The following is a 20,316-nucleotide window of genomic DNA, read 5'->3' on the forward strand; positions in this document are numbered from 1 at the left end:
GGCATGTGCACATTTTTTCTTTTTCGTTGTGAGCGACGTTTTATCCCCACCGGGTACCGACCCGGTAAGCCCCGAGGAGGCCACATGAACATCCTGCTGAAACTGCTGGGGACCGGAGTTAGCATCGGTGCGGGGTTCCTCGCCAACAAGACTGTGGACCTGGTGTGGCAGAAAAGCACCGGGAAGAAGCCACCGAAGGACGGCACCAACCTGGAGTACAGCCTGCGCTCGGCGCTGACCTTCGCGCTGGTCTCCTCCGCCGTCGCCGCCATCATCCAGGTCATCGCCGGCCGCGGGACGCAGAAGGCAATCGCCCGGATCAACAAGAGCCCGAACGAGGTTTAGCCCGCCGGGACGGGCGCCTCAGTTTCCGGTTTCGTAGGTGTCCTGGTCAGTGTGTGTCCGGTCCGGCCTCCCACGGACCGCCTCGCGTGCGCCGCTGCCACCACGTCGTCCAGTTCGTCGACGCTGAGCATGTCCTGGCGCAGGTGCTTGGTCCGGTAGCCGGCGCGTCCGACCATGTGCGCCGAGACGGGCACGGTCAGCAGCTGGAATATCCAGGCCACCAGCAGCACCGGCAGTACCGCCCAGTCGCGTTGCTGCAGCCCCACTGCCGCCAGCAGCAGGAGCAGACCGAGCACCTGGGGCTTGGTGGCCGCATGCATCCGGCTCATCAGGTCCGGAAACCGCAATAGCCCGATGGTGGCGGCCAGGGACATCAGCGCGCCCACCAGAATGAAGATGATGCTCAGGACGTCGATGATGTCATCGACGGCTGCTGCAGGTCCGTTCATTCCTAACCTTTCCGGTCCAAGACGAAGCGTGCTACGGTCACCGAGCCGATGAAACCGATGAGGCTCAGTGCCACCAGCAGCGCCAGACTGTGCAGGTGGTGATTCACCGCCATATCGGTGGCCAGCGCCGCCCCCACGATGGCCAGCAGGACATCCGCTGCCAGCACCCGGTCCAGCAGGGACGGCCCAACTGCCATCCGGTAGATGGCGCCCGCGGCCGCCAGGGACAGAATTACCGTCACGATCACGAGCACCAACGTCATCGCGTTCATGGCTTAGCCCTGCCCGTTTCGGCCCGCAGGGCGGCCACCTCCTCTTGAGTGCCCATCACCCGGATCAGCCACGCTTCCACGCCGCGCACACGGGTGTTGGCGAGCCTGCTGACGCTGCTGGCCATGGCACGCGTCTGGAACCGCGCATTCTGGCGCACCCCACAGGACGCCGAACTGCCGGATCCCGTGCTGCTGGCCACCAAACCCGACGGGACGACGGCGCTGCGCACCAGCAAGTACGTCAGCAACACCGCGTCGGGGCGTTTCCAGGGCAAAGGCACCGTTCCGCTGCTGCCGAAAATGATGGTCGGCTCGACGATGGGGCTGGTGGGTCTGGGGCTTGCCCTGACCGTATTCGCCGGTCCGCTGTTCCAGCTGACCAATTCGGCCGCAAGCGAGATGCTGGACCGTGGTGCGTACATTGCAGCGGTGCTGGGCGGAACGGCGGCGGGCAAATGACGCGAAAAAGAGTCCCGCTCCGGCAGGAACTTCCCCTGCTGATCTGGCTGCTGATCATCTGGGGTGCGCTGTGGCGCGACTTCAGCGTGGGCAATTTGGTGTTCGGCGCCCTGATCGCACTGGGCATATCCCGGCTGTTCTACCTTCCTCCCGTCGAACTCAGCGGCCGCTTCAACGTCGTTAAGGCGTTCGTCTTTGCGCTGATTTTTATTCGGGACATCGTGACCGCGAGCTTCCAGGTGTTTTACCGACGTGCATCAGGGTCTGCGTCCCCGGGTCCAGGTGCGCCAGCTTGACGGCCAGGTCCGCCATGTTGATGGTGCCGGTGGCGGCGTAGATCATCGCGATGGCGCTCAGGAACAGCAGCGAGGACACGACGCTGACCACCACGTAGGTCACGCCGGCCCGGATCCGCTCCCCCGTACCCCCGAGGGTCATCAGTACATAGCTGGCGGTCAGCAGAATCTCAAACCCCACGTAGAGATTGAACAGATCCCCGGACAGGAAGGCATTGGAGACGCCCGCCACCAGAATCAGGTACGTCGGATGGAACACCGAAACGGGACCCTCTTCGTCGCCGTCGGCCTCGCCCTGCCCGGTCGCGTAGATCAACACGGAAAGGCTGATGGCTGCCCAGCGGAACCGCCATCGCCCCGCTCTGCCAGACGGAGGCCAGCAGCAGCACCTCCACCAGCAGCGTAAAGGCCAGCACCGAGATGCTCATGGTGCGCTGGGCACGGGGATGGCGGATCAGCAGGAAGGCCGCTGCGGCTCCCAGGAAGGGCAGGACGACGGCGAGGGGTGCGAAAGCGGTGACGTTCACTTCCGGCTCCCTCCGTCGGTGGGGCGCGGGTCTGTCCTGTGGTCACCCGGCGTTTGGGCGGCAGGCTTTTCCTCGTCGCCGAACTCCGTGGTTTCCATGGCTATCTCCGAGTCTTCTTCGGCGTCAAAATTGTCCTGCGTGGCCACCCCTGGATCCTCCACATCGTCCTGGATTTCGTCCTGCCGGCCCAGCAGCCAGGACCGGTAAATCAGCCCGAGCAGGAAGGACGTCACCGCGAAGGAAATGACAATGGAAGTCAGAATCAGTGCCTGCGGGAGCGAGTCGTTGTATTCCTGCGCCGGAATACCTTTGCCAAAATCGGCACCAAGCCGGCGTACCCGCCGGTGGACAGCAGCAGAATGTTTGTGGCATTGGCCAGCAGCACCAGCCCGAGCAGCACCCGGGTAAGACTGCGTTCCAACAGCAGGTAGATACCGGCTGCGTACAGCACGCCCATCACCAGCAGTAGCGTCATGTTCGCATTCACGGGCCCACCTCCAGCGATTCGTCCTCGATGGCCGCGGCGCCGCCGGGCTCGGTGTCCTCTTCATACTGGTCGATTTCCGCCCCAGGCTGCGCAGGACGTCCATCACCAGTCCGACCACGACCATATACACGCCGATGTCGAACAGGGTGGAGGTGACGAATTTGATGTCGCCGAAGACCGGGAGGTACAGCTCGAGAATGGCGCTCTGGAACACCTGGCTGCCCAACAGCAGCGGTGCCGACGCGGAGCAGGCCTCGATGCCCAAGCCGCTCCCGAACATCCAGCCGGCGCTGACCCGGGAGGCCTCCGCCAGTTCGAACCTGCCGCCGGCCAGATAGCGGATGGCCAGCGCCAGCCCGGCCATAAGTCCGCCCGCGAACCCGCCGCCAGGGCCGTTGTGGCCGACCAGCAGCAGGTACACGGAGAAGATAATGATGCTGTGGAACAGCAGCCGGGTGATCACCTCGAAAATAATCGAGCGCCGTTCCGGATGTCCGGGCGGACGCCACCGGACGGCCCGCGCACCCTGCCCACGCTGCCGGTCTTCACCGTTGCCGCGCGCGGCAGCCGGTCTCCGCGTCCCCGCACAAAAATCAGGCTCGCGACACCGGTGGCGGCAATTGCCAGCACCGAGATCTCCCCGAAGGTGTCCCAGGTGCGGATGTCGACCAGCGTGACGTTGACTATGTTCAGGCCGCCGCCACCCTCGTAGGCGAGTTTCGGGAAGCCCAACGACACGGGGCTGTCGACGCGGGAGCCCATAGCGGTCAGGGCAACGAAAATCATGGTGGTGCCGAATGCTGCCCCGAGCAGCAGACGGATCCAGCGGTGCGAACCGGCCGTCCGTTCCCGCAGCCTTGCCGGGAGGCTGCGCATGGCCAGCACACAGGCCACCAGAATGATCGTCTCCACCAGGATCTGGGTCAGGGCCAGATCCGGCGCACCCTGCAGGGCAAAAATCAGAGCAATGCCGTAGCCGGTGACGCTGACCATCAGCACGGCCAGGAAACGCTTGCTGGCCCGGACGGCGGCGAGCGCACCCAAAATGATCCCCACCGCGGCAATGATCTGCACCGGGGACCCGGGATCCACAAAATAGAGCGTGTCAGGCAGGGGTCGCCCGGCGGCCAGCAGGGCCGCCACGTCGAGCACGATCGCGGTGGAGAGGATCACCGCCAGATAAAAAACAGCGAGCGGCGCTGGGTGCGGCCGGTAACCCACACCGCCACCGCGTCGAGGGCCAGAATGATCCTGCGGTAACCCCTTTCCGCGTCCAGCAGGGGACGGACCTTCTCCTGCAGCCGCTCCACGTGGATCCGGCCGGCAAACAGCAGCAGCCCGGCTGCCACGGTCACGGCGGTCAGTCCCAGCGCCGGCGTGAGTCCATGCCACAGTGCCAGGTGGGTGCCGCCGTCGTCCGTCCCGGCTGGGAAGAGCTGCGCATACGGGGCAATCCAGCTGTCCACGGCGCCGGGAAATAAGCCGTAGAGAATCGTGAGTCCGCTGAGGATGGCCGGCGTGGCCAGGAATCCCCATGACACCGGTTTGAACGCGGTGGCCGTGCCGTTCCCCCGATCCGCGCGGCCGTAACCCGCGCGTGCCCGGTTCGCGCGGCCCTGATCCGCACGGCCCTTGTCCGCAGCTGGCGTGAGCGCGGATGGCTTATCCGCGAAGCCGCCCCAAATGAACCGCGCGCTGTAGGCGAAAGTCAGCACGGAACCCAGGACGAGCCCGAACAGCACCGCGGTGCCCAGCGGGTTCCCTTGGGCGCGCTCGATGAACGCCGCGTAGACCGATTCCTTGGCCACGAACCCGGCCAGCGGCGGGAATCCGGCCATCGAGGCCGCGCCGATCACCGCCACGACGCCGAGCCGCGGTGCGGAGCGGAACACGCCGGAAAGTCTGCGGATATCGCGCGTTCCGGTCTGGTGGTCGATGATCCCCACCACCAGGAACAGGGTCGCCTTGAACAGACCGTGGGCCAGCAGCAGGGCAAGTCCGGCCAGGGCCGCGCCGCGGTTGCAGAGCCCGACGACGACGGTCAGGAACCCGAGCTGGCTCACTGTCCCGTAGGCGAGAATCAGCTTCAAGTCATGCTGACGCAGGGCGCGCCAGCCGCCCACCAGCACGGTGCCGCGGCCGAGCACGGTGACGGTAACCTGCCATCCGGGCTCCTGCGCCAAGCCGGGGGCGAGGCGGGCGATCAGGTAGATGCCCGCCTTGACCATCGCGGCGGCATGCAGGTACGCGCTCACCGGCGTGGGCGCCGCCATCGCCGCCGGGAGCCAGAAGTGGAAGGGGACCAGCGCGGATTTGCTCATCGCGCCGATCAGGATCAGCACCAGCGCAATCCCGACCGCGGGAGCCGCACCGGTGGCCGCACCGCTGGCGACTCCCCCGCCGCCGGCCAGCAGAGCCGGGGCCAGCTCCAGCACACGGGAAATCCGGAACGTCCCCGCAGCCTGGCCCAGCATGATCAGGCCCACCAGCATCGCCAGGCCGTCGAAGATGGTGACCAGCAGAGCCTGCAGAGCGGCGCGGCGGGCGGCGATCCGGGTCCGTGCGTAGCCGATCAGCAGGTAGGACAGGATGCTGGTCAGTTCCCAGAAAATATGGAGCGGGATCAGGTCGTCGGCGGTGACCAACCAAACATGACCCCGGCGAAATCCAGCAGCTGCGCGCCAAACCCGCCCAGGTCGGCGTCGTCGGTCTTGAAATAGTGCGCGCAGTAGGCCAGCACCAGCGTTCCGACGCCCAGCACCAGCAGGCACATCAGCCAGGCCAGCGGGTCCATTCGGAAGGCCAGCTCAAGTCTGAGCGCCGGGACCCACTCGACCAGTTGCGTCGGGACGCTGGCAGGCCCCGAGGAGTAAACCGCGTCGTGCTGAAAGATCAGCCAGATGAAGCTCCCGGCCGGAACGGCGGCCAGCAGGTAGAACGCGTGCCGGCCCAGTCGGCGGAAGAATAAGGGCGCCACCAATGCGGCTACGAAATGTAGGGCAAGGATGAGCAACACGATCGGCTCCGCAATACCTGGGGGTCATTTGTCGTTTCTGCGCCAACCGGGCGGCCTTAGCCTGTCCGTCGCGTCCAGTTTACCAACCCTGCTGCGCCGGCCGGAGCACATGTGCCCGCGCAGGCATGTATTTCAGCTGCCGTTTACCGCGCCGTGCTGCGCGGGACCCCGGGGACGTATAGCATTCTGGCTATGAGTGAGCTCACACCGGCGGCCGGTTATTCCGGTCTTGCCGAGGCCAAGGCCCCTGCCACGAAGGGCCAGATTATCGCCTGGGCATCCTGGGACTGGGGGTCGGCGGCATTCAACGCCGTGATGACCACCTTCATATTCACCGCGCTGTACCTCACCGGGGATGCCTTCGGCGGTTCCGATCACGCCTCGGCCGTGCTGGCCTTTGCGCTGTCCGTTTCCGGGGTCGCCATCGCGCTTTTTGCCCCGGTGACCGGCCAGCGCTCGGACCGCAGCGGCCGGCGCCGGCTGTGGCTCGGAGTGAACACGCTGATGGTGGCGGCACTCACGGCGAGCTGCTTTTTCGTCCAGCCGCATGAGTCCTATCTGCTCTTCGGTTGCCTGGCCATTGCCGCGGGGCATGTTTTTGCCGAGCTCGCCTCGGTCAATTACAACGCCATGCTGCTGCAGATTTCCACCCGGGCCACCATCGGCCGGATCAGCGGAATCGGCTGGTCCGCCGGCTATCTGGGCGGCATTGTGGCGCTGCTGATCGTCTACTACGGGTTGATCGCACCCAAGGTGGGCATCTTCGGCATCACCGACGACGACGGGATGACCTACCGGGTGGTGGCGTTGTTCTCCGCGGCGTGGATCATCATTTTCTCCATCCCGGTGCTGCTGGCGGTGCCGGAATCCAAGGCCGATCCGGCACAGACCAGGGTCGGTCTCGTCCGCTCCTATCTGGATCTCTTCGCCACGATTGCCAGGCTGTGGCGGACCCAGCGGCACACGCTGTACTTCCTGATGAGCAGTGCCATCTTCCGCGACGGACTGGCCGCGATCTTCACCTTCGGCGCCGTGATCGCCGTCGGCAGCTTCGGCTTCGCGAAGGGCGACGTGCTGATCTTCGCGATCGCCGGCAACGTCGTCGCCGCCGTCGGCGCCATTTCAGCCGGGTTCCTCGATGATCGGCTCGGGCCTAAAACCGTCATCGTCATCTCACTTGTGGGGTTGCTCGGCTCCGGGACGGTACTGCTCTTCCTGCAGGGCAAGACGGTGTTCTGGATCTTCGGCCTGCTGCTGTCCCTCTTCGTCGGGCCGGCGCAGTCCTCCGCGCGCACCTTTATCGGCAGGCTGGCCCCGGCCGGCCAGGAGGGCGAACTTTTCGGGCTTTACGCCACCACCGGGCGCGCGGTGTCCTTCCTCGCGCCGATGCTCTTCGGGCTGTTCATCGTCTGGTTCGGCTCCCAGCGCTGGGGCATCGCCGGCATCCTCATCGTGCTCTTGGCGGGGCTGCTCCTGCTGCTCCCCGTCAAGGCTCCCGAGCACCACATCCCCGCCCCGGCCCCGACCTAACCCCGGTCGCCTTCCCCTCCCCAACTAGGTAGCAGCAGGTGCACCCAAAGCGCGTTTTGGCTGCACCTGCTGCTACCTAGTTGGGCCGGGGCCGGTGAGGGAAAGGGTCAGATGGCGGTGATATGGAAGTTCTGGAAGGAACGGGACGCGGTGGGGCCCCGCTGGCCCTGATAGCGGTTGCCGTATTCCCCGCTGCCGTAGGGGTGCTCGGCGGGTGAGCTCAGCCGGAAGAAGCACAGCTGACCGATCTTCATCCCCGGCCAGAGCTTGATCGGCAGTGTGGCCACATTGGACAGCTCCAGTGTCACGTGGCCCGAGAATCCGGGATCAATGAAACCGGCCGTCGAGTGCGTCAGCAGGCCCAGCCGCCCCAACGAGGATTTGCCCTCCAGCCGGGCCGCAATATCGTCCGGCAGCGTCACGGCCTCGAAGGTTGAGCCGAGCACAAACTCCCCGGGATGCAGAATGAACGGCTCATCGGGGGCGACCTCCACCAGACGGGTCAGATCCGGCTGGTCCTCGGCCGGATCGATGTGCGCGTACTTGTGGTTGTCGAACAACCGGAACAGCCGGTCAATCCGCACGTCGATGCTGGATGGCTGCACCATGGTGGGATCGTAGGGGTCCAAGACAATGCGCTTGGCGTCAATTTCGGCACGGATGTCGCGGTCTGAGATGAGCACCATCTAAAGTTAGCGCATCATCCTCCCCGCAGAGCAGTGCGCCGGTAGGATGCGACGGCGGAGCCAAAGCGCGGCAGGTAAGGGGCCGCCACCGCCGCCCTGGTCAAGGTTTGACCACATTGGACCCGGCGGCGAAAAACGACGCGTGTCACGAAAACAGCCGGCGAGTCGGTCGGGAACCTGGTCAAACCTTCACCGTCTGCTGCGTGACTCCACGGTAGCGGCACCGATTTCTGTGCGGACCGCATAGAGCTCGGGAAAGAAGGTCAGCTCCAGGGCGCGCTGCAGGAATCCCACGCCCGAAGAGCCTCCGGTTCCGGTCTTCATGCCGATGGTCCGCAGGACGGTCTTCATATGCCGGAACCGCCAGAGCTGGAAATTATCCTCCAGGTCGACCAGTTCCTCGCAGGCCTCATAGAGATCCCAGTTGTCCGCCGGGTTCTCGTAGATTGCCCGGTACAACTGGACCAGCTCGTCGTTGAAGACGTGCGCCGTGGTGAAGTCCCGTTCCAGCAGCTCGACGGGAACCGCGAAGCCGCGCCGGCCCAGCAGCCGGATGAATTCGTCATAGATGCTGCTCTGTCCCAACAGCTCTTCAAGCACCGCATGCGCGGCGGGGTCCGAGGCAAAGACCTTGAGCATTCCGGCGTTCTTATTGCCCAGCAGAAACTCCACCGCGCGGTACTGGGCGGACTGAAAACCGGACGCGGCCCCCAAATCACCACGGAACTGGGCATATTCCGACGGGGTCAAGGTGGCCAGCACGGACCATTGCTCGGTCAGGCTCCGCTGGATGTGCTTGATCCGGGCGATCCCCTTCATAGCCATGCGCAGATCATCGGCCATCAGCGCCTGCCGCACCGCCCGGAGCTCATGCAGCACCAGCTTGAGCCAGAGCTCGGAGGTCTGGTGCTGGATGATGAAGAGCATCTCGTCGTGATGTTCGGGCCGGCTGACCGGATGCTGGGCGGAGAGCAGTTCATCGAGAGCCAGGTAGGAGCCGTAGCTCATCTTGTCCCGGAAGTCCGTTTCGATGCCGGATTCAATCTTCCGCGTATTCTTCTTTACCGCCACAGCCAGTCCTTAATATGGGCGTCATTGCCGTGCTTCAGCCTACGCCGGTGTGCGGATGGACCGGCGGGGACGACGGCGGACTATTGGCGGGCCGAGCGCTGTTATATCTAGCACCGGTCCAGCAAGGACCGACGGTTCAACGCACGACTAAGGTAGTCCCATGAACATTGTAGAAACCCCGCTGCCGGGGATCGGCGTCCGCAGAGAGCTCACGCTGACCACCGGCCGACGCGTTGGCGTGGTCACGCACCGCGACGGTCAGACGGAACTCATCGTCTCCAGACTCGATGACCCGGACGCCTGCGCCGCGTCCATCCCGCTCAGCGCCGACGAATCGGCCGCCTTGGGTGGCCTGCTCGGGGGTACCAAGCTGATCGCCCAGCTGTCCGCGGAACAGAAGGATCTGCCCGGGGTAAGCACCCAGCAGTTCCTCGTCCACGATAGCGCGCGCTTCGCCGGCGGCACGCTCGGTGACACTCAGATGCGGACCCACACCGGCGCGTCCGTCGTCGCCATCCTCCGGCAGGGAAGCGTCATCGCCTCCCCGCGGCCGGATCAGCTTCTGCTCTCCGGCGATGTCGTTGTCATTGTCGGCACCGACTCCGGCCTGGCCGCGGCGGCAGACATCCTGCAGTCCAAATAGGAGGCGCGGCTTCCCCCTGTGAACGACACCACGCTCTCGCTCATTCAGCTCGGCATCGTCTTTTTCGGACTCGGCGTCCTGGGCCGGCTCGCCGGGATGATCGGCATGTCCCCCGTTCCCCTGTACCTTCTCGGCGGCCTGGCGTTCGGCCACGGCGGCCTGATCGACTTCGGCGGGATCGAAGACTTCGGCCACATCGCCAGCGAAATCGGCGTGGTTCTCCTGCTGCTGATGCTGGGATTGGAATATACGGCCAACGAGCTGGTGACCGGACTTAAACAATCCTGGCTGGCCGGAGTGGTGGATCTGGTGCTCAACATGGCCCCCGGCGCTGCGGTCGCCCTGCTGCTGGGCTGGGGCCCGGTGGGTGCGCTGGTGATGGCGGGCGTCACCTATATCTCCTCCTCCGGAATTATCGCCAAGGTCCTTGGCGACCTCGGACGCCTCGGTAACCGCGAAACCCCGGTGATTTTGTCCATCCTGGTGATCGAGGACCTGGCCATGGCGGCCTATCTTCCGGTCCTGACCGCCGTGCTCTCCGGAGTTTCGATCGCCGGCGGGCTGACCGCTGTGGGCGTAGCCCTGGCCGTGGTGACGGTGGTGCTCGTACTGGCACTGAAATTCGGCCACCTGGTCTCGGCGATCATCGACAGTCCGGACCGCGAAACCTTTCTGCTCAAGCTGCTCGGAGCCGCGCTGCTGATCGCCGGCCTGGCCTCGGCCATGCAGGTCTCCGCCGCCGTCGGCGCGTTCCTGCTCGGCATCGCCATTTCCGGCGCCACCGCCAACAACGCCACGCGCGTGCTGGAGCCCCTGCGCGACCTGTTCGCGGCCATGTTCTTCGTTGTCTTCGGCCTCAACACGGACCCCGCGTCCATTCCGCCGGTACTCGGATTCGCCCTGCTGCTGGCCGCCGTGACCTCGGTGACCAAAATCGCCACCGGCTGGTGGGCCGCCAGCCGGCAGGGCATCCGCAGGCTGGGTCGGGCACGCGCCGGTGCGGCCCTGATTGCCCGCGGCGAATTCTCCATTGTCATTGCCGGTCTGGCCGTCGCGGCCGGCAGCGTGCCCAATGACCTGGCCGCGCTGGCCACCACCTACGTGCTCATCATGGCCGTTTTCGGCCCCATTGCGGCCCGCTACGTCGAACCGCTGGTCACGCTATTCCAGCGGGAGCCCCTCCCTGCCCTCTGACGCGCCAACCGCGACCAGTGCGGGCGCGCACTGACCGCTTCTTACCGCTGACCAACGACGACGACGGCACGGCATGGGGTTGACCATGCCCAGCCGGCGCCGCGGATCGGATTGGGAAGGTGCATCCAGCTGCTGATTCCCGGTCGGGGGTGCGCAAAACGACCCGCAGAATGAGGTAGTGTGGTCATTGCTGTCTGAGGGTTTCCCTCCAGTGCGGGCGTAGCTCAATGGTAGAGCGCTAGCTTCCCAAGCTTGATACGCGGGTCCGATTCCCGTCGCCCGCTCCACTGCGCACGCGGTCTGCTCCACCGCCACGTCGATCAGGCCCCTTGCCGCGCGGGTATTCCCGTGGCACTATCGGGAAGATGACGATCCCCACGCGCGCGTTTGCCCATATCCGCTTGACCGTCTCCGATATAGACCGGTCGCGGGCTTTCTACGATGAAGTCTTTGGCTTGCCAGTGGCCTTCGAGGTGCCCGCTGGTGCGGATGATGCCACCCGCGAACAGCTGGGCTGGCTCTTCGGCGGGGTGGTCTACCAACTCGGTGACTCCCTGTTTGGACTGCGTCCGGTCGGTAAGGACAGCTTCGATGAAGACCGGGTGGGCCTGGACCATGCCAGCTTCGCCCTCCAGTCGAAGGCGGAGCTCGAGGCAGCGGCGGCCCAGTTGGACCGCAGCGGTGTCACCCACGAAGGAATCAAGGACATCGGCGTCGGTTACATCCTGGAATTCAGGGACCCGGACAATATCGCTTTGGAGCTCTTCGCGCCGAAGGCGTAGGTGCGGCGGCGGATCGCCGGCCGGTGCAGTTCGGCACCGGCCGGCGCGGCTCAGTTCCGCAGTCAATCCAGCAGTGCGGCCGCCAGAGCCTTGCCGACAAACGCGCCGAACTCCGCCGCGGTCCACCCCCGCGTGAGCACCACGTTCTCGTACAATTCCGGAGCGGTGTAGGTCCACATCACATCCGCCGCCCGGGCGGCGGTGAGGCCCTCCGTGAGCAGCCCCCGCGCGGCCATGGTCCGGGCGTTGTGCAGCATGCGTTCGTAGCGGGCCGCGCCCACCTCGTCCTGCAATGCCGCCATCTCCGTGTCCCCGGCCGCGGCGGCCTCGCGGATGAGCCGCGGAGCGGATCTCCGCCGGAACCGAACCCCCGCCCGACACGCTCTGTGTATGGATCCCCCGCACCAGCCCGGGCTTACCTCCGTACGCCTTGTAAACGGTTTCCGGCGACACCGCCGCCGCGATGGCCGCTATCGTCGTCGGGCCATATCCGCCGGAGAGCAGCAGGCGCCGCGCCGCCGTCAGGATCACCTCCCGGTTGCGCTCTGCTACGAGCCCGGCGGCCTCGTAGGGACGTTTTTCATTGACGGCTGGGGACAAAATGCTACACTCCTTATTGGATACAAATAACTGTATCCAATTTTTGCCGGACGCTCCGGATGGAACCGGATGCACGGTCGGAAGCGGCTCCGCTGGCCGCGGTCAGCGGTCTTTTGGAGGCAACAAATGCCCACGATCCCGACGCCGCCGCCGCCTGCTTTGCGGTGGACTACGTCAACGAAACTCCGGCCCATCCGCTGTGCGGCTTCTCCGGGCGCGACCAGGTCCGCACCAACTGGACCCACATCTTTTCCGCCGTCCCGGATCTGGGTACACGCCTGCTGGGCACCGCCGTCAACGGCCGGGGAAAGGCGGGCGGGGGAGTGGACGACGGCGGCCGGAACGCCGCCGTCGACGGCGAAGGAAAGGGCGCCGTTGACGTATGGTCCGAGTGGCTGATGACCGGCACCCGGCGCGATGGCGACGCCCACGAAATGGCCGGTGTCGTCATCTTTAGTGTCCATGGCGGCGCCATAACGGCCGCCCGGTTCTTTTTGGAGCCGGTGGAAGGCGGAAGACGCCCTGCAGGATCCTGCTTCCCGCGGGCAATTAATCAACCGGGGAGGCCTCAACCTGACCCTGAACGAGCTCTCCCGGGCGCTGCACGCCGCGGCCGGGAGTGCGGGGTCGACCAAGCGGATACCGCTGCCCGTGTTGAGACTCATGTCGGTGGGCGCCCGGCCCTTCTCGCCGTTCCTGGCGCGGGCGGCGGGCGCGGGCGGCGCGTGCCGCCGTCGTCCTGAACACCACGGACATGACGTTCGACGACGGACCGCCCCGGGCGCTGCTGCCGGGGTTGCCGAGCACGGGGCTGGCCGCCGTGCTGGCCGCCGGCGTCAACTGATGAAAGAGCCGCCTGTCGTCGTGTCCACGGCCCAGGCCGGCGTGGGACTCCGCAGCACTTAGCGTGTATGGTCAGTCACACGGACCATTTCGGTTCCCTTTAGGAGTGATCATGGCAGACAAATCCCCAGGAAAATCCTCAGCAAAAAAGCCCGGCAAGTCCATCAAGGAAAAGCGCGCAGAAAAGCGGGCCACCGAAGCCTCTGCCAGCCCGGTGGATAAAATCGCGGCAACCAAAAAGAAGTGATTGCGTCAGCGGGCGGTATGACGCTGGGTGTCCTGGCAACATCACGCAAGCCTGACGAGCGCCGCCTTCCGATTCATCCGCTGCATCTGGAGCGCATCAACGCCGGAATCAGCAGAAACATCATTCTGGAACACGGCTACGGCGAGCCCTTTGGTCTCTCCGATGAGCAGCTAAAGCCCTTAGTGGGCCGGATCGCCAGCCGCGAAGAGCTGATTGCCGCTGCTGACGTTGTGCTGCTGCCGAAACCTCAGCCGGAGGACCTGGTCGAGTTGCGCGATGGCCAAATCCTCTGGGGCTGGCCGCACGTCGTACAGGACCGCGCGATCACCCAGCTCGCCATCGACAAGCGCCTGACACTGATCGCGTTCGAAGCCATGAACCACTGGACAAGCGATGGTGGGTTCAGCCTTCACGTCTTTCATAAGAACAATGAACTGGCCGGATACTGTTCGGTGCTGCATGCGCTGGCACTGACCGGGTCTACCGGCGATTACGGGCGCCGGCTCAGCGCCGTCGTTCTTGGTTTCGGGGCAACGGCCCGTGGCGCCATCACCGCGCTGAACGCGCACGGAATCCACGATGTCCAGGTGCTCACCAGCCGTGATGTTGCCGCCGTCGGCTCTCCCATCCATTCGGCCCAGATCGTCCGGTTCGATCAGGACGAGTCCGCTCCGTATCTGAGCCATGTGCTGACCGAGGAGGGCCGGATGCCGCTGGCACCGTTCCTCGCGGCGAGCGACATCGTGGTCAACTGCACGCTGCAGGATCCGAACGCGCCGCTGATGTACCTGCGCACCGAGGATCTTGGCGCCTTCAGCCCCGGTAGTCTGATCATCGATGTTTCCTGTGATGAGGGCATGGGCTTCAGCTGGGCGCGGTCGACGACGTTCACGGAACCGATGTTCGAGGTCGGCGACCACGTCGGCTACTACGCCGTGGACCACAGCCCATCGTATTTGTGGAACTCGGCAACGTGGGAAATCAGCGAGGCCCTGCTACCGTTCCTGGAGACCGTGCTGGCCGGCCCCGATGCGTGGGCCGGCAATGAGACGATCCGCCGCGCGATCGAAATCCAGGACGGGCACATCCTGAACGAGAACGCCCTCCGCTTTCAGCACCGCTCACCCGGGTACCCGCACCTGACCGAGGCGGACCCGGCCGTTCCCTGAAGCGGGGGCTTTCGCCGCCCCCTGCGCGGCGTGGGGCGGGTGCTGTGCGTGCGGACGGTGCCGGTAGGGTACGGGTGGGTGGACCGCGCCCGGTCAATCTTGTCCGGGCTGGGAAACCGGCTCGAACAGTTCGACGGGATTTCCGGACGGGTCCTCCAGCAGAATCTGATTGCCGCCGATTCCGGTGACTATGTCATTGCGGAAGTGGACTCCCGCGCCGCGCAGCCGTTGCACTGTTGCCGGAAGGTCGGCTACGTCCAGCGATATCCTGTTCCAGCCGCCGGGAGCCGGCCGTGTCCCGTCCGGCATGGACTGGCCGCCGCCTCCGGCCGCACTGGGTGAACTGAGCAGCAGCCGGAGTGCGCCGCGGCGAATGATCGCGAAACTTGGTGCCGGATGCATCACCTCGCTGAAGTCCAGCTGCTGACAGTAAAACGCAATGGCCGCCCCGACGTCATCAACGATGTAGCGTACCCTTATCTGTGCCATGACATTCTCCTGCTCGTCGGTCCCCTACCGGCACTCCGCGAGTCCCGGCTGTAACACGCAGCGCGCGCTGTCTGCGGCAGGCCCTGATCCGCGGCCACACCCGGGAACAGCTGCGGGTCCTGATGCCGGGTGACCAGTGCAGGAGACTTGATGTTTGACCCCGCGCGTCCTCGTGAACGGCGACGACGCCGGTATCAAGCCGGTCACCTCAGGACCGTTCAGAGCAGGATGTACAACAGACGGTGGGGGTCTGACTGCGCTTCCCTTACCTCTCTTGGCAGTCCTGAAGCCGGGCCTACGACCGGTGGCGGAAAGGCGGAATGGACGCTTTCAGATTAAGTCCCCGAGGCCGTCAAAGCACCGGCCAGAGTAGAGAAATCTGCTGATCGTGCGGCGCACTCCCGGGCCGCACTCTCGGCGCGCGGACGGTTACCCGCCCGCGGTCCCACGCGTCCCGGGCTCAGCCCGCGGTACCAAGCTCCCCGGTCTCCCGGCGCCGCACGATCAGCACTGGACGCCGTCGGCTCTTCCGGTCGACCCTGAGGGTGAGATGGCCGCGCCGCGCCAGCACAACGGCGATCAGGGCAGCCGCGGCGCCCGGCACCGTTCCGGCGACGACCATGGCCCATTGCGGGCCGAGGTGCTCGGCGAGGGCGCCGATCAGCGGGCCGCCGATGGCCTGGCCGCCGATCAGCACAATGATGTACAGGCTCATGACGCGGCCACGTATCCGGACATTGGTGGAGATCTGCACCAATTGGTTGGAACTGGTCAGAAAGGTCAGCGACGCGTAGCCGGCAGCCACCAGCACCGCGCAGAAGATCCACATGCTCGGCGCGGCGGCCGCCAGGACCAGCAGCATGCCGTAACTGCCGGCCGCCCCGACGACGGTGCGCAGCCGCAGCACGGGCCGCCGGGTCGAGGCAACCGCTCCGGCGAGCGCGCCGACCGCCACCAGCGTGTTCAGCAGTCCGTATCCGCCGGCGCCGGAATAAAAGACAGTATTTGCGTAGGCCGCCATCAACACGGGCAGGCTCATGGCAAAAACAGCAATGAAACCTGCCATCACGGCGGGCCAGAAGATGGTCGGTTTCCGCATCGCGTAGTCAAGCCCCTCGCGCAGTTGGCCCTTGGATCTGGGGGCGGGCGCCGATCTGAGCAGATCCCTGGTGCGCAGGCGGGCGAGCGTGCCGACCGTGAAAAAACAGGCCAGGGCATTCACGGCGAAGGCCCAGCCGCCGCCCACCGCGCTGATGAGCACGCCGCTGATGGCCGGTCCGATCATCGCGCCGATCTGGAAGATGGAGGAGTTCACGCTGATGGCATTGCGCAGCTGAACCGGCCCTACCAATTCGTTGACAAAAACCTGACGCGCCGGCTGGTCGACGACGGTGACCAAGCCCAGCAGGAAGGCGATGCCGTAGATGTGCCACACCTGGATGGCGCCGCTGAGCGCGAGCACGGCCATGACCACGGCCAGCACGCCCGCGGCACCCTGACTGATCATGAGGATCATGCGCTTGGAGCAGCGGTCGGCGATGATGCCGCCCAACGGCATGAGCAGCAACGACGGTGCGAACTGCATCGCCACCGTAATGCCGACGGCGGTCACGCTGCCGGAGAGCTGGAGCACCAACCAGTCCTGTGCGATCCGCTGCATCCAGAGCGCGATCACAGCGACCAGATGGGCCACGGCGAAGAGCCTGAAGTTGGGTACCTTCAGCGAGGAAAATGTTTGGCGCCACGGCGGACGTTGGGCGGCCAGGTCAATTGGAGCGGTCAGGGTGGAAACGCCGGGCAGCGCTGGTGGGGGTGTCAAGAGAATTCTGAGGTCGTTTTTTCGTTACGGGAATAAATTCCACCCTAGCGAGCGGGCTAGTATTCCCAAAGGATATGATGTCTATAAGTACCATTACAGTTTGTAATGAGAGGCCGACGAGGAGGCTCCCGATGCTGTTCGATCCGGCTCAGCTGCGCAGCTTTTTGGCTGTCGCCGAGACAGGAAGCTTCACCCGGGCCGCGGAACGGCTGCACTTGAGCCAGCCCACCGTCAGCCAGCATGTGAAGAAACTTGAGACCGAGTCCGGGCGTCAGCTCGTGGCCCGGGACACCCGCGAGGTCCGGCTGACGGACAACGGGGACGCCATGACGGGATTTGCGCGCACGATTCTGGCGGCCAACGAAGACGCGGCCCGCTACTTTTCCGGCGCAGCGATGCGTGGGCGGCTGCGGTTCGGGACCGCCGATGATCTGGCCATCACCGGACTGCCTCGGATCCTGCGTGAATTCCGCCAGCTGTACCCGCAGATCAACCTCGAACTCACCGTCAGCCAAAGCGATCAATTGCACCGCCGGCTCAAGGCCGGGCAGCTGGACCTGGTGTTCATCAAGTGGGTGTCGGGCGCGCAGGAGGGAGTGGTGGTTAAACAGGATTCCTTCTCTTGGGTGGGGCTGGAACAGACCGTGCTGGAACACGCCGCCCCGGTGCCGCTGATTGCCTACCCCGCCCCCAGCCTGAGCCGCAAACTCGCCATCGATGCGCTGGAGCAGGCCGGCCGCACCTGGCGGATCACCTGCAGCACCAAACAGATCAGCGGCGTGCTGGCCGCACTGCGGGCCGGCATCGGAGTCGCCGTGATGCCGACCTCGCTGGTGCCGGAGGATCTGAAGGTCATCACCCGACGCTTCAGTCTGCCGCCGGTAGGCGACGTGGATTTCACGCTGATCCGCAATCCGTTGGCAAATACCGAAGTCGTGGATGCGCTGACCCAGGCGATCATGGGGCGTAAGCTCACCCCGCACACGAGGACGCAATAAGGGAGTCAGCCTGAGCCCGGAGAATTCCGTCGCGTTAGAATTACCCGTTATGAACAGAACGATGTTTAAATCCAAAATCCACCGCGCCACTGTCACTCACGCGGACCTGCATTATGTCGGCTCCGTAACGGTCGACGAAGACCTGCTGGATGCCGCCGATATTCTGCCCGGCGAATTGGTCTCCATTGTGGACGTCACGAACGGTGCCCGGCTGGAAACGTACACAATTCCGGGTGAGCGAGGCTCCGGCGTGCTGGGCATCAATGGTCCCGCGGCCCATCTGGTGCAGGTTGGCGACTTGGTCATCCTGATCACCTACGCACAAATGACGACGGCGGAGGCCCGCGACTATGTCCCCGCCGTCGTCCATGTTGATGCCGGTAACCGGATCGTGCGGCTGGGCACGGACCCCGCCGAGGCTGTCACCCCCGGCCTGCTCCGCCCTCCGCTGGCCACCAACCGCTGCTGAGGGGCAGCGTTGTGGGCCGAGAACGAAGCGTCCGGCTACCGCGCGGAACTGGCTCCCCCTGAATCGGGATCATCCACCGCCGGATTCTGCGTGTCGGGATCGTCCACCGTCGGGTTCTGCACGCTGGAAGCTGCCGAACCCGGGGCGCTCGGATGCGACTCGGCGGCACCCGGTCCGCCGGCTCCGATGGACGGATTGTCCAAGCCACCGGAAGGCTTATCGAGGCCGCCGGCCATTGCCCCGGTACCTGTGCCCGCCGCACCCGCGGTGCCGACGTCGTCGGCCCTGGAATGTGCAGCGGAGTCCGGCGCTGAAACGTCTCCGCGCCAACTGCCGGTCTCCGAACGGCGCCCCTCAATAAAATCCTTGAACCGCCGCAGATCCGACTTCACCTGGCGGTCATCCGCGCCAAGGGCCGAACCGACCTTCTCCAGGAATGTCTCCGGATCCCAGTCCAGCTGCACGGTTACCCGGGCGGACTCATCATCGAGGCGGTGAAACGTCACCACGCCGGCATGGGATTTGCCGTCCACGCTCTTCCATGCCACCCGCTCATCGGGGTGCTGTTCGGTGATGACAGCGTCGAACTCGCGCCGCACGCCGCCGATGTTCGTCACCCAATGATTGGTGGTTTCCGAGGTCTGCGTGATCGATTCCACGCCGTTCATAAATTCGGGAAAGGATGCGAACTGCGTCCACTGGTTGTAGGCCCGCGTGACCGGCACCCCTACGTCGATGGATTCCAGTACTGTCGCCACGATGTCTCCTTCCGGAGGGTCAGTTGGCTGCTTCGAAGCGCCCCCGTGCGGCCGCCCGTTTTCCACGCTACCTGCGCCGCTGGCCCTGATCAAGGTTCCGGGAGGTCTTCGTGTCCTACTCCGGGCGTTCGTCCGCACCGGCGCCGCGGGCAGCAATGCCGTCCCGCCAGGAATGGGCCGGGCGGTAGCCGATCAGGCTGCGGGCGGCCTTAATACTCAGCAACGTTTCATGGCCTCTGATGGTCCCGTGCCGCTCCAGGCCGGGAAACACCTCGTCCAACAGGTCCGACGACGGCCGGTCCATAATGGTGTCGGCGGCGGCTATGATGACATTTTCGGATCCGGTGGTATCCGCTTCCAAGGCGTTCCGGCAGGCTGCGGCGACATCCCGCACGTCGACGTAGCCCCAGAGATTCCAGCGGCGCGACGGCGCGTCCGGCCAGAAGCCGGGAACCCGGGCGTAGTCCTCCGGCGCGAAAATATTGGAAATACGCAGGCCAACAAAGGGGATGCCCGACCAGCCGGAAACATGCGCCGCGGCCTGCTCCCCGAGGACCTTCGAGAGGGCGTAGGCGCTGCTCGGATAGGGGAAATGCTCCTCATCAACGGGTGCATAGTGCAGCTCACCGTCCCTCTCGCCCGCCTTGTCGCTCCCGCCGAAGGGCAGCCCGAGGGTGGTTTCCGACGACGCCCACACCACCCGCTCCAGCCGCAGCGCCGCCGCAGCCAAAAAAACGTTCTGGTTCGCCGCCGTGTTGCGGTTGATGGTTTCCGCCGGCGGGTACATGCCCGGTTCCGGGATATTGGCCAGATGGACGACGGCGTCTGTTCCGCTGAGTGCCTGAAGTGCCTGACCGTAATCGGTCAGATCCACGCGCATGGTTGGACAGCCCAGATCCGAATTACGGCCGACCGGTCCGGTTATGTCGCTCGCATGCACCGAATAGCCGTGGGCGAGCAGATCGGTCACGGCCGCACGGCCCGCCTTGCCGTGGGCTCCAGTGACCGCAATGGTCTTCATGGTGGTCCTTCCGTCGTGTGGGACGTCGCCTCGGTGGCTTCAGCTTAGGCTGAGCCAGTGCACCTTATTGACGTTTTGCTTATCAATCTTCAGTCTATTGGGGTCCTGCGTCCTGGTGGCCGGTCGTTGACTTCCGATTCACCGGC

Annotated in this window: 21 protein-coding genes, 1 tRNA gene and 5 pseudogenes; 13 read left to right on the top strand and 14 right to left on the bottom strand. The window is 65.2% G+C overall.

What is annotated here, in order from left to right; all coding sequences use genetic code 11:
• Nucleotides 1–84: 84 nt before the first annotated feature.
• Nucleotides 85–345 (top strand): DUF4235 domain-containing protein, encoded by a 261-nt coding sequence (locus ACLLJI_RS19345; RefSeq protein WP_283558630.1) that lies wholly within the window; start codon nucleotides 85–87, stop codon nucleotides 343–345.
• On the opposite strand, the gene mnhG is transcribed toward ACLLJI_RS19345, so the two are convergent.
• The 3 genes from mnhG to ACLLJI_RS19360 are packed head-to-tail and all read right to left on the bottom strand — an operon-like array spanning nucleotide 342 to nucleotide 1,191.
• Complete coding sequence (gene mnhG, locus ACLLJI_RS19350; protein WP_434615815.1) at nucleotides 342–794, bottom strand: monovalent cation/H(+) antiporter subunit G; 453 nt, start codon at nucleotides 792–794, stop codon at nucleotides 342–344. The genes ACLLJI_RS19345 and mnhG overlap by 4 nt on opposite strands.
• 2 nt (nucleotides 795–796) lie before the next feature.
• Nucleotides 797–1,057, bottom strand: coding sequence for a monovalent cation/H+ antiporter complex subunit F (locus ACLLJI_RS19355; RefSeq protein WP_434621667.1), 261 nt, complete (start codon nucleotides 1,055–1,057; stop codon nucleotides 797–799).
• 5 nt (nucleotides 1,058–1,062) lie between these two features.
• Nucleotides 1,063–1,191, bottom strand: a complete 129-nt coding sequence (locus ACLLJI_RS19360) for a hypothetical protein (RefSeq protein WP_434621765.1) — start codon at nucleotides 1,189–1,191, stop codon at nucleotides 1,063–1,065.
• Here ACLLJI_RS19360 and ACLLJI_RS19365 point away from each other — a divergent pair.
• Together ACLLJI_RS19365 and ACLLJI_RS19370 are read left to right on the top strand one after the other, a co-directional pair.
• Nucleotides 1,160–1,525: pseudogene (locus ACLLJI_RS19365) on the top strand (Na+/H+ antiporter subunit D); the annotation flags it as partial. The gene ACLLJI_RS19360 and the pseudogene ACLLJI_RS19365 overlap by 32 nt on opposite strands.
• Nucleotides 1,522–1,773: pseudogene (locus ACLLJI_RS19370) on the top strand (Na+/H+ antiporter subunit E); the annotation flags it as partial. The pseudogenes ACLLJI_RS19365 and ACLLJI_RS19370, both read left to right, overlap by 4 nt.
• Nucleotide 1,774: 1 nt before the next feature.
• On the opposite strand, the pseudogene ACLLJI_RS19375 reads toward ACLLJI_RS19370, so the two are convergent.
• From ACLLJI_RS19375 to ACLLJI_RS19385, 3 genes and pseudogenes are all read right to left on the bottom strand, one after another.
• Nucleotides 1,775–2,348, bottom strand: a pseudogene (locus ACLLJI_RS19375) (proton-conducting transporter transmembrane domain-containing protein); the annotation flags it as partial.
• Nucleotides 2,345–2,581 carry a hypothetical protein gene (locus ACLLJI_RS19380; protein WP_434621670.1) on the bottom strand — a complete coding sequence of 79 codons (237 nt, stop codon included), beginning with the start codon at nucleotides 2,579–2,581 and terminating at the stop codon, nucleotides 2,345–2,347. The pseudogene ACLLJI_RS19375 and the gene ACLLJI_RS19380, both read right to left, overlap by 4 nt.
• 288 nt (nucleotides 2,582–2,869) lie before the next feature.
• A pseudogene (locus ACLLJI_RS19385) lies at nucleotides 2,870–5,851 on the bottom strand (Na+/H+ antiporter subunit A); the annotation flags it as partial.
• A 192-nt stretch (nucleotides 5,852–6,043) separates the two neighbouring features.
• Here ACLLJI_RS19385 and ACLLJI_RS19390 point away from each other — a divergent pair.
• On the top strand, nucleotides 6,044–7,381 hold the full coding sequence (locus tag ACLLJI_RS19390; protein WP_434615818.1) for an MFS transporter: 1,338 nt from the start codon (nucleotides 6,044–6,046) through the stop codon (nucleotides 7,379–7,381).
• A gap of 107 nt (nucleotides 7,382–7,488) precedes the next feature.
• On the opposite strand, the gene dcd is transcribed toward ACLLJI_RS19390, so the two are convergent.
• Nucleotides 7,489–8,064, bottom strand: a complete 576-nt coding sequence (gene dcd, locus ACLLJI_RS19395; RefSeq protein WP_283560124.1) for a dCTP deaminase — start codon at nucleotides 8,062–8,064, stop codon at nucleotides 7,489–7,491.
• A gap of 192 nt (nucleotides 8,065–8,256) precedes the next feature.
• Nucleotides 8,257–9,138 carry a tryptophan 2,3-dioxygenase gene (gene kynA, locus ACLLJI_RS19400; RefSeq protein ID WP_434615821.1) on the bottom strand — a complete coding sequence of 294 codons (882 nt, stop codon included), beginning with the start codon at nucleotides 9,136–9,138 and terminating at the stop codon, nucleotides 8,257–8,259.
• A 160-nt stretch (nucleotides 9,139–9,298) separates the two neighbouring features.
• Between kynA and ACLLJI_RS19405 the strand changes: the two genes are divergently transcribed.
• The 4 genes from ACLLJI_RS19405 (at nucleotide 9,299) to ACLLJI_RS19420 (ending at nucleotide 11,757) form a co-directional block, all read left to right on the top strand.
• Entirely contained in the window at nucleotides 9,299–9,781 is a 483-nt protein-coding gene (locus ACLLJI_RS19405) for a cation:proton antiporter regulatory subunit (protein WP_283560022.1), read from the top strand.
• A gap of 18 nt (nucleotides 9,782–9,799) precedes the next feature.
• A complete protein-coding gene (locus ACLLJI_RS19410) occupies nucleotides 9,800–10,975 on the top strand; it encodes a cation:proton antiporter (RefSeq protein WP_434615824.1) in 1,176 nt (391 codons plus the stop codon).
• A gap of 213 nt (nucleotides 10,976–11,188) precedes the next feature.
• Nucleotides 11,189–11,262 (top strand) — tRNA-Gly (locus ACLLJI_RS19415).
• 78 nt (nucleotides 11,263–11,340) lie between these two features.
• Nucleotides 11,341–11,757: a VOC family protein gene (locus ACLLJI_RS19420; protein ID WP_434615827.1), complete on the top strand. Its 417-nt coding sequence runs from the start codon at nucleotides 11,341–11,343 to the stop codon at nucleotides 11,755–11,757.
• 62 nt (nucleotides 11,758–11,819) lie between these two features.
• Here the strand turns inward: ACLLJI_RS19420 and ACLLJI_RS19425 are convergent, their stop codons facing one another.
• Together ACLLJI_RS19425 and ACLLJI_RS19430 are read right to left on the bottom strand one after the other, a co-directional pair.
• Nucleotides 11,820–12,059, bottom strand: a complete 240-nt coding sequence (locus ACLLJI_RS19425; RefSeq protein WP_434615830.1) for a hypothetical protein — start codon at nucleotides 12,057–12,059, stop codon at nucleotides 11,820–11,822.
• Nucleotides 12,060–12,216: 157 nt separating this feature from the next.
• Nucleotides 12,217–12,432 (bottom strand): annotated as a pseudogene (locus ACLLJI_RS19430) (hypothetical protein); the annotation flags it as partial.
• On the opposite strand from ACLLJI_RS19430, the gene ACLLJI_RS19435 reads away from it, so the two are divergent.
• From ACLLJI_RS19435 to ACLLJI_RS19445, 3 genes are all read left to right on the top strand, one after another.
• Entirely contained in the window at nucleotides 12,417–13,100 is a 684-nt protein-coding gene (locus ACLLJI_RS19435; RefSeq protein WP_434615833.1) for a nuclear transport factor 2 family protein, read from the top strand. The pseudogene ACLLJI_RS19430 and the gene ACLLJI_RS19435 sit on opposite strands and share 16 nt — an antisense overlap.
• Nucleotides 13,101–13,312: 212 nt before the next feature.
• On the top strand, nucleotides 13,313–13,447 hold the full coding sequence (locus ACLLJI_RS19440; protein ID WP_283560026.1) for a hypothetical protein: 135 nt from the start codon (nucleotides 13,313–13,315) through the stop codon (nucleotides 13,445–13,447).
• A 17-nt stretch (nucleotides 13,448–13,464) separates the two neighbouring features.
• Entirely contained in the window at nucleotides 13,465–14,616 is a 1,152-nt protein-coding gene (locus ACLLJI_RS19445; protein WP_434621674.1) for a N(5)-(carboxyethyl)ornithine synthase, read from the top strand.
• A 93-nt stretch (nucleotides 14,617–14,709) separates the two neighbouring features.
• On the opposite strand, the gene ACLLJI_RS19450 is transcribed toward ACLLJI_RS19445, so the two are convergent.
• Nucleotides 14,710–15,105 (bottom strand): VOC family protein, encoded by a 396-nt coding sequence (locus tag ACLLJI_RS19450; protein WP_283560028.1) that lies wholly within the window; start codon nucleotides 15,103–15,105, stop codon nucleotides 14,710–14,712.
• 460 nt (nucleotides 15,106–15,565) lie between these two features.
• Entirely contained in the window at nucleotides 15,566–16,924 is a 1,359-nt protein-coding gene (locus ACLLJI_RS19455; RefSeq protein ID WP_434615837.1) for an MFS transporter, read from the bottom strand.
• Nucleotides 16,925–17,058: 134 nt separating this feature from the next.
• On the opposite strand from ACLLJI_RS19455, the gene ACLLJI_RS19460 reads away from it, so the two are divergent.
• Nucleotides 17,059–17,922, top strand: a complete 864-nt coding sequence (locus ACLLJI_RS19460; protein WP_434621677.1) for a LysR substrate-binding domain-containing protein — start codon at nucleotides 17,059–17,061, stop codon at nucleotides 17,920–17,922.
• 49 nt (nucleotides 17,923–17,971) lie between these two features.
• Complete coding sequence (gene panD, locus ACLLJI_RS19465; protein WP_283560030.1) at nucleotides 17,972–18,391, top strand: aspartate 1-decarboxylase; 420 nt, start codon at nucleotides 17,972–17,974, stop codon at nucleotides 18,389–18,391.
• Between the two features lie 35 nt (nucleotides 18,392–18,426).
• Here panD and ACLLJI_RS19470 read toward each other — a convergent pair whose 3' ends face one another.
• A complete protein-coding gene (locus tag ACLLJI_RS19470; RefSeq protein WP_434615841.1) occupies nucleotides 18,427–19,149 on the bottom strand; it encodes an SRPBCC family protein in 723 nt (240 codons plus the stop codon).
• Between the two features lie 115 nt (nucleotides 19,150–19,264).
• Entirely contained in the window at nucleotides 19,265–20,170 is a 906-nt protein-coding gene (locus ACLLJI_RS19475; protein WP_434615844.1) for an NAD-dependent epimerase/dehydratase family protein, read from the bottom strand.
• Nucleotides 20,171–20,316 lie beyond the last annotated feature (146 nt).

It is taken from the genome of Arthrobacter sp. A5 (assembly GCF_051131705.1).
In the GTDB taxonomy this organism is placed as follows: domain Bacteria; phylum Actinomycetota; class Actinomycetes; order Actinomycetales; family Micrococcaceae; genus Arthrobacter_M.